Origin of the sequence: Bradyrhizobium sp. (assembly GCF_049586575.1) — a bacterium.
Lineage (GTDB): Bacteria > Pseudomonadota > Alphaproteobacteria > Rhizobiales > Xanthobacteraceae > Bradyrhizobium.
The window spans coordinates 1-6360 of sequence record NZ_JBAVCF010000331.1 but is presented as its reverse complement, the minus strand read 5'-3'; the positions used below and the strand labels follow the sequence as shown (position 1 = coordinate 6360).

The 6360-nt window shown below is 62.3% G+C and carries 11 protein-coding genes; 7 read left to right on the top strand and 4 right to left on the bottom strand.

Going from position 1 to position 6360, the window contains the following annotated elements; all coding sequences use genetic code 11:
* The 5 genes from WB528_RS12950 to WB528_RS12930 form a co-directional block, all read left to right on the top strand.
* On the top strand, positions 1 to 169 hold a 169-nt coding region (locus tag WB528_RS12950; protein ID WP_423888811.1), incomplete at its 5' end, for a carboxyl transferase domain-containing protein.
* Positions 170 to 224: 55 nt separating this feature from the next.
* On the top strand, positions 225 to 575 hold the full coding sequence (locus tag WB528_RS12945; protein WP_423888810.1) for a hypothetical protein: 351 nt from the start codon (positions 225 to 227) through the stop codon (positions 573 to 575).
* Between the two features lie 276 nt (positions 576 to 851).
* Complete coding sequence (locus tag WB528_RS12940) at positions 852 to 1298, top strand: DUF2214 family protein (RefSeq protein WP_423888809.1); 447 nt, start codon at positions 852 to 854, stop codon at positions 1296 to 1298.
* 185 nt (positions 1299 to 1483) lie between these two features.
* Positions 1484 to 1741: a twin-arginine translocation (Tat) gene (locus WB528_RS12935; protein WP_423888808.1), complete on the top strand. Its 258-nt coding sequence runs from the start codon at positions 1484 to 1486 to the stop codon at positions 1739 to 1741.
* A gap of 57 nt (positions 1742 to 1798) precedes the next feature.
* Positions 1799 to 2044 (top strand): GCG_CRPN prefix-to-repeats domain-containing protein, encoded by a 246-nt coding sequence (locus tag WB528_RS12930; protein WP_423888807.1) that lies wholly within the window; start codon positions 1799 to 1801, stop codon positions 2042 to 2044.
* Positions 2045 to 2147: 103 nt separating this feature from the next.
* Here WB528_RS12930 and WB528_RS12925 read toward each other — a convergent pair whose 3' ends face one another.
* From WB528_RS12925 to WB528_RS12915, 3 genes are all read right to left on the bottom strand, one after another.
* A complete protein-coding gene (locus tag WB528_RS12925; RefSeq protein ID WP_423888806.1) occupies positions 2148 to 2396 on the bottom strand; it encodes a GCG_CRPN prefix-to-repeats domain-containing protein in 249 nt (82 codons plus the stop codon).
* 155 nt (positions 2397 to 2551) lie between these two features.
* Entirely contained in the window at positions 2552 to 3595 is a 1044-nt protein-coding gene (locus tag WB528_RS12920) for an alpha/beta fold hydrolase (RefSeq protein WP_423888805.1), read from the bottom strand.
* Between the two features lie 89 nt (positions 3596 to 3684).
* On the bottom strand, positions 3685 to 4380 hold the full coding sequence (locus tag WB528_RS12915) for an ArsR/SmtB family transcription factor (RefSeq protein WP_423888804.1): 696 nt from the start codon (positions 4378 to 4380) through the stop codon (positions 3685 to 3687).
* A gap of 77 nt (positions 4381 to 4457) precedes the next feature.
* On the opposite strand from WB528_RS12915, the gene WB528_RS12910 reads away from it, so the two are divergent.
* Both WB528_RS12910 and WB528_RS12905 read left to right on the top strand, forming a co-directional pair.
* Positions 4458 to 4766, top strand: coding sequence for an NIPSNAP family protein (locus WB528_RS12910; RefSeq protein ID WP_423888803.1), 309 nt, complete (start codon positions 4458 to 4460; stop codon positions 4764 to 4766).
* An 86-nt stretch (positions 4767 to 4852) separates the two neighbouring features.
* Positions 4853 to 5668 carry an isocitrate lyase/PEP mutase family protein gene (locus WB528_RS12905; protein WP_423888802.1) on the top strand — a complete coding sequence of 272 codons (816 nt, stop codon included), beginning with the start codon at positions 4853 to 4855 and terminating at the stop codon, positions 5666 to 5668.
* 72 nt (positions 5669 to 5740) lie between these two features.
* Here WB528_RS12905 and WB528_RS12900 read toward each other — a convergent pair.
* Positions 5741 to 6360, bottom strand: a 620-nt coding sequence (locus WB528_RS12900; protein ID WP_423888801.1) for a hypothetical protein, incomplete at its 5' end; no start/stop codon positions are given.

Sequence of the window (6360 nt, the reverse complement as noted above, 5' to 3'; positions counted from 1 at the left end):
GGAATATGAAGATCGCTTCCTGTCGCCGTTCATCGCGGCCGAGCGCGGCTACCTCGATGACGTCATCATGCCGCACTCGACCCGGCGGCGGATTGCGCGGGCGCTGGCGATGCTGCGCGACAAGAAGGTCGAGATGCCGGTGAAGAAGCACGACAATTTGCCGTTGTGAGGAATGACCAGTCAAATTCAGAACGGTGGCGACGGATTTGGCACACTTGAGTCCGATGACCGACGAAGACGACCCGACCGACGAAATTTCAGACATCGAAGAGCGGATCGAGGCGCTTGCCGAGATCGCTGAACGATGCCGGAAGTTCATTCTGGCGTCCAGGATAGCGATCGCGGGTGGCGTCGCCTTGCTGCTTGCCGCGGTGCTCGGCCTTTTCGGCACAGGGCAGCTGGCCGCGCTCGGGTCGATTGCGCTGGTGCTGGGCGGAATCGTGTCGCTTGGAACGAACCTCAGCACGTTGCGCGAGACGGAGGCTGACATCCGCGACGCCGAGGCGTTGAGATCGGATTTGATCGGTGGGATTGGTCTTCGGCTGGTTCATGATGTTCCGGCTAAACTGATGTGATGCGGCGTTCCGGCTGTAGTCCTCTTCCCCCGCGGGAGAGGGTGCCTTCGATGCCTGGCATCGAAAGCGGGTGAGGAGTTTGCCTCAGCATCGGAAGCTGGACCGAGATACCCCTCACCCGAATGAGACTGTGGTCACGGGCGCAGCTGCCCTCTCCCGCAGGGGAGAGCGCACATCGATCCGTATCGCGCGCTTGGCGTGCTCGTAAAAAGGTTTGCCGATCAATCCTGCGAACGACAATATGCGTCGCGTAACATGCGCCGACCGAGGACCCCCATGTCCACGCTGTTTGCCTTCCTTCATCACCTCTGCGCCTTCACGCTCGTTGCGGCGCTTGCGATCGAGTTCACGCTGATCAAGCAGGAGTTGACGCTCGCTTCCGCGCGGCGGTTGCAGGTCACCGACCTCGTGCTCGGCATTGCGGCCGGATTGCTGCTCGTGATCGGGCTCTCGCGGGTGTTCTTCTTCGAGAAGGGCGCGGCGTATTACTGGCACAGCCACGCGTTCCTGACCAAGTTCGGCCTGTTCGTCATTGTCGGCTTGCTGTCGATCATTCCGACGATGGAATTCCTGTCCTGGCGCGGTGCGATCAAGGCAGGGCAGGTGCCGGTCTGGGAGGTCTCGAGGCGCAAGCGCGTCGCAATGGTCATTCATGCCGAGCTTGCCGCGGTTGTCATCATCCTGTTGTGCGCCGCGATCATGGCGCGCGGCGGATGGGTTTAGCCGCAGGAAATTTCCGGAAGTTTTCATCGCGCTGTCATCGAAGCCGCTGGCGCAATTTTTGGCGCCGATGGTTGAACCATTTTGTGTGTCGATACACGCAACCGCTAATGAGTTCAGCGAACATTCATCTTGAGGCGGCGAGACTGCATGTCTTCTCTCTTACCTCACGAAAGGGGCATGAAGTCATGAAGCTTGGGGTTCTCTTGAATTTCAGTGCTGGATTGGTCGCGGGCGCGATCTTGCTGGCGGCGAGTGCACAGGCTGCTCCCGTGCCGCCGATCTCGGGCCACGTTCCGACCGTGCCGGCTGTGGCAAACGTTGAGCCGGCGGTCGTCTCGCAGAACGAAGTCGATCAGAAGAAGCCCGTGCAGGTGCGCTGGCATCACCATCACTGGCACCACCACTGGCGTCACCACCGGCACTGGCATCACCGTCATTGGTGATCCAGCGCGAGTTTGATTGAAAACAGTTTCATCGCGTACCAACAGAAAGGAATGCCCATGAAAATTGTTACTGTGTCCTTGTTCGCGATCGGCCTCGGCCTTGCGTCGATGTCGGCTTCGTCCGCCATGCCGGTAGCTCCACTCGATCGGGCGGCGGCAAGCGACACCGCCACCATTCCGGTCGCCGGCGGCTGCGGACCGGGCTGGCATCGCGGGCCCGCTGGCGGTTGTCGTCCGTTGTACAACTGTCCGCCCGGCTGGCATTCCGGACCGTTCGGCCGCCGTTGCTTCCGTAACTGGTAAGATGAGGCAGAGGGCGGGAATTTCCCGCCCTTTTTCTTTTACGAACGCCCAACAAAAAACCCCGCCGGAAGACGGCGGGGTTTTCGTATTCACTTGCTGGCGGTCAGATCGGACGGCAACGTCCATAGCGCCAGACGAAGCCCATCGGGCAACCGCGGACGACGGGGGCGACCACCACCGGACGCTCGACGACAACCGCGCCGGGGACCACGACCACGGGACCACGGTTGGGCCGGCACTCGCCGTAGGGGTTACGATGGAAACCGGGGCCGCAACCGCCCGCGGCGCTTGCGCTGCCGATACCTGCGACCGTGCCTGCAACCAGTAGTGCAGCTGCGAAAAGATACTTCATGTTGTTTCCCTTCCTGAAGCCGCGATGCGGCACCTCATTGAGGTCGATAAACCAATCGACTGGCTAGAACTGTCCACCGTATCGAATACGCCACAAGTCCAGTATGGCCGTGACACTAGGGTGACCTGTGTGAACCTGCTATGAATGGGCAGTGGTTATTTCGCCAGGAAAGCCAGCATCAGCGCATTGAATTTGTCCGGCGCGTCGAGGAACACCAGATGCCCGGCGTTTTCGATCACCTCGGCGCTGCCATGGGCCATTTTCGGCGCGAGCGCTTTGGCGAGTTCGGCGTTCTGGCCCATCTTCGGCCGTAGCGCCTCCGGCGCACTCGGCCGGCCCGGCGCGTTATGGTCGTCGGCGCCCATGATGAACAGCGTCGGGGTCGTCATCAGCGGGATCTCGTGCACTACCGGCTCGCGATAGATCATCTGGCCGGAAGAGACAAAGCTGCGCAGCCAGCGCGGATATTCCGCCGAGCCCTTGATGTTGAAGCGGGCGTCGATGAAGGGCGTCATCGCCTCGGGCGGAATCTTCGGCGCGTAGTTGTTCTCGAGCTGCTTGCGATAACCTTCGGCGGTGAGTTTGTCCTCGCGCTCGATGATTTTCTCGGTCGGCGTCGGCGGCACATACATCCGGTAATCTTCAAGGCCGATCGGGGCGGCAAGCACAAGATGATTGACGCGATCGGGATAGGCTCGCGCGATCCTTACTCCCACCATGCCGCCCATCGAATGCGCGACGATGTCGGCCTTGGTTATCCCGAGATGATCGAGCAGCGCGATGGTGTTGCGTGCGAGATCGTCGAAGTGAAGTTCGCCTGACGGTTTCGAGGATTTTCCGAACCCGATCTGGTCGGGCACCACCACGCGATAGCCAGCCTCGGTCAGGACCTTGATCTCGGGCGCCCAATAGCTCGACGGGAAATTGCGCCCGTGCAGCAGCATGACGACGCGGCCGTTTGCTTGCGCGGGCGCGATGTCCATATAGGCCATCCGGAGCTGTTCGCCGACATTGACGAGCGGCAACAGGTTGACGGGGTAGGGGTAGGGGAAGCCTTCAAGGTCGATACCGTACGGCTCGCGCTGTGCGATGCCGGGCTCGCTCTGCGCGATGCCGGGCTCGCGCTCGGCGGCCCGGGCGGGTGCGAAAGACAGAGCGAGGAGGGCGGCAAGCCCGGCTGCCACGACGAGACGTTTCATTAAATTCTCCGAAAGCAAATTGGCCTTGGCTCGCCAGATAACGGCAACGGCGGCTCGGTCAAGATGATGAGTATGACAACCCGGTGAGGCTAGCCAGCTTCCCCGAACAGAGCTGCAAAGCGCTTCTCGCCCTGGCGCGTGAACTGCACCACCCGGCTGCCCGGGGTCGGATCGCGCGCGGCCCATTTCAATTCGGTGAAGCGCTGCAACAAGGCCGCGCCGAGCGTACCCGCCAGATGATGGCGCCGCTCGCTCCAGTCAAGGCAGGCCTTGCAGACCGGACGGCGCGGATGGGCGAGCGTGTCGGCGCCGATCTGGAGTGTACTCTCGAGGAAGCGCTGGCCCTGGTTCGTCAGCTCGATGTCGTGCTTGTGCTGGCGCACCAGCTTTTGCCGCCGCAGGCTGTCAAGCATCTGCACGCCAAGATCGCCCGCCAGGTGATCGTAGCAGACCCGGGCACGACGCAGCGCCGGATCCTTCGGCCCGGTGCGCACGCGCATGTGGCCGGCGCGGGCAGCCAGCGCCGCAAGGCCCTCGAGCACGCCGCCGACATCGGGATCCGCGAGGCGATAGTAACGGTGGCGGCCCTGTTTTTCCTGTTCGATCAGGCCGCCGGTCTCGAGTTTCGAAAGATGCGAACTCGCAGTCTGCGGCGTGATGCCGGCTTCCTGCGCGAGTTCGCTGGCGGTCAGCGCCCGGCCGCTCAACAGCGCGGTGAGCATGTTGGCGCGGGCGGGATCGCCGACCAGCGAGGCGACCATCGCAATATCGGGACCTGCTTTCATCGTTCGATGGTAGCCGAAGCATTGATGCCGATCAAGCGCTATTGTCGGAAGCATCAAAACCGACAGACGAGGTTCCCATGACCATCACCGTTTTCATCCGCTACCAGCTCGATCCGTTCAAGCGCGCGAAGTTCGAGGAATATTCCAAGCGCTGGCTTTCCATCATCCCGAAGTGCGGTGGCGATGTCCTCGGCTACTGGATGCCGCATGAAGGCACCAACAATATCGCCTTCGGGCTGGTTTCCTTCGAAAATCTCGCGGCCTACGAGCAATACCGTGCGAAGCTGCGCACCGACAAAGAGGCGATGGAGAATTTCGGCTTTGCCGAGGAACACAAGTTCATTCTCGCCGAGGAGCGAACGTTCCTGCGCCAGGTGACAAGATAGTGTGGTTCCACGCGCTGGCGGGGCTTACCGCATCGGGATAGTCTTGCGGCAGGCCAAGAAACAACAAACAGCGAAAGGAGACGCCGATGCCGATTTCATTGGCTGACAAGCGCACGACATTCCGCAAGCTGCATGAGAGCGGCTGCTTTCCGATTCCCAATCCCTTCGACGTCGGATCCGCGAAAGCGCTGGCGCAGATGGGATTCAAGGCGCTGGCCTCGAGCAGCGCCGGCTTTGCCTGGACGATCGGCAAGGCCGACAACCGCGTGACGATCGACGAGGTCTGCAGGCATCTCACTGAGCTGTGTGCGGCGGTTGATATTCCCGTCAACGCCGATTTCGAAGGCGGCTTTGCGCATGAGCCTGACAAGGTCGCCGTCAATGTCGCGCGCGGCGTGAAGACGGGCGTGGCCGGTCTGTCGATCGAGGATTCGACCGGCGATGCATCAAAGCCGCTATATGACCGCGCTCAGGCGATCGAGCGCATCAAGGCGGCGCGCAAGGCCATCGATGCCGACCGGAGCGGTGTCTTGCTGACCGGCCGTTGTGAGGCCTTTCTGGTCGGCCAGGACGACCTCGCTTTGGTGATTGACCGGCTCTGCGCCTATGCGGAGGCTGGCGCCGAATGCCTCTATGCGCCGGGCATCAAGACCAGGGAGCAGATCACGGCGGTGGTGAAAGCGGTCGCGCCCAAGCCGGTCAATCTTCTGATCGGAGCGTCCGGTTTGTCGGTCAGGGAAGCCGCTGACCTCGGCGTGCGCCGGATCAGCGTCGGCGGTTCGCTCGCCCGCACCGCCTGGGCGGGCTTCATGCGCGCGGCCAAGGAGATCGCCGAGCAGGGCACCTTCACCGAACTCGCCAAGGGTTATTCGGGCGTCGAGCTGAACAAGATGTTCCGTTAAGCGCGCTAAGAAACACGGAAGATGGCAACGAGGCGGAGATGAACCGCCTCGCTGACGTTTGAGGATTAGCCGCTATTGCTTTGCCGGTGCGTTGCCCGGGTTGGCGTTGTTGGTGCTGGCGCCGCCGGGGTTGCCCGGTGCCGGAGACGGCTTCTGCGGGTCGGCAGGCGCAGCCCCGGTCGTCGTGCCCGGCTGGCTGTTGGCGTGCGGGGTCACGTCACGCATGCCCGCAGGTGCTGCCGGCGGCGAGGTCGAGGCGGTGTTCTGGCTGCTGGCAGGAACGGGGGCTGTTGACGCCTGCTGATGCATCGAGGAATGGTTCAGTCCGTAGAACACCACGCCCAGCACCACCGCGATGCCGACCGCGAACAGGGCAACCCTCCCGCTGCTGGCGGGGCCTTCCGCCCGTTCCGGATCGACTTGCAAATCATTGTCGGGTTGGGCAGGCGAGCGCCCATCGTTGCCGACGATATTGGTTCGGGTCGGATTATTGAGGCGGTCGGGATCGTAAGGCGTGTTGGGGTTGGGTTCGATGGCCATGGCCGGATTCCTCCTTTGTCGTTTTGCGACAACGGCGAGGTGACCGGGCGAGTTCCGGGAACTTCCGCTATTCCACGGCGCGACGAGATCGCCTGAGTGGAATGGAACCACGAGCGAACCTGAGTCGGGCAGGATGTGGACGCTACCTCCCA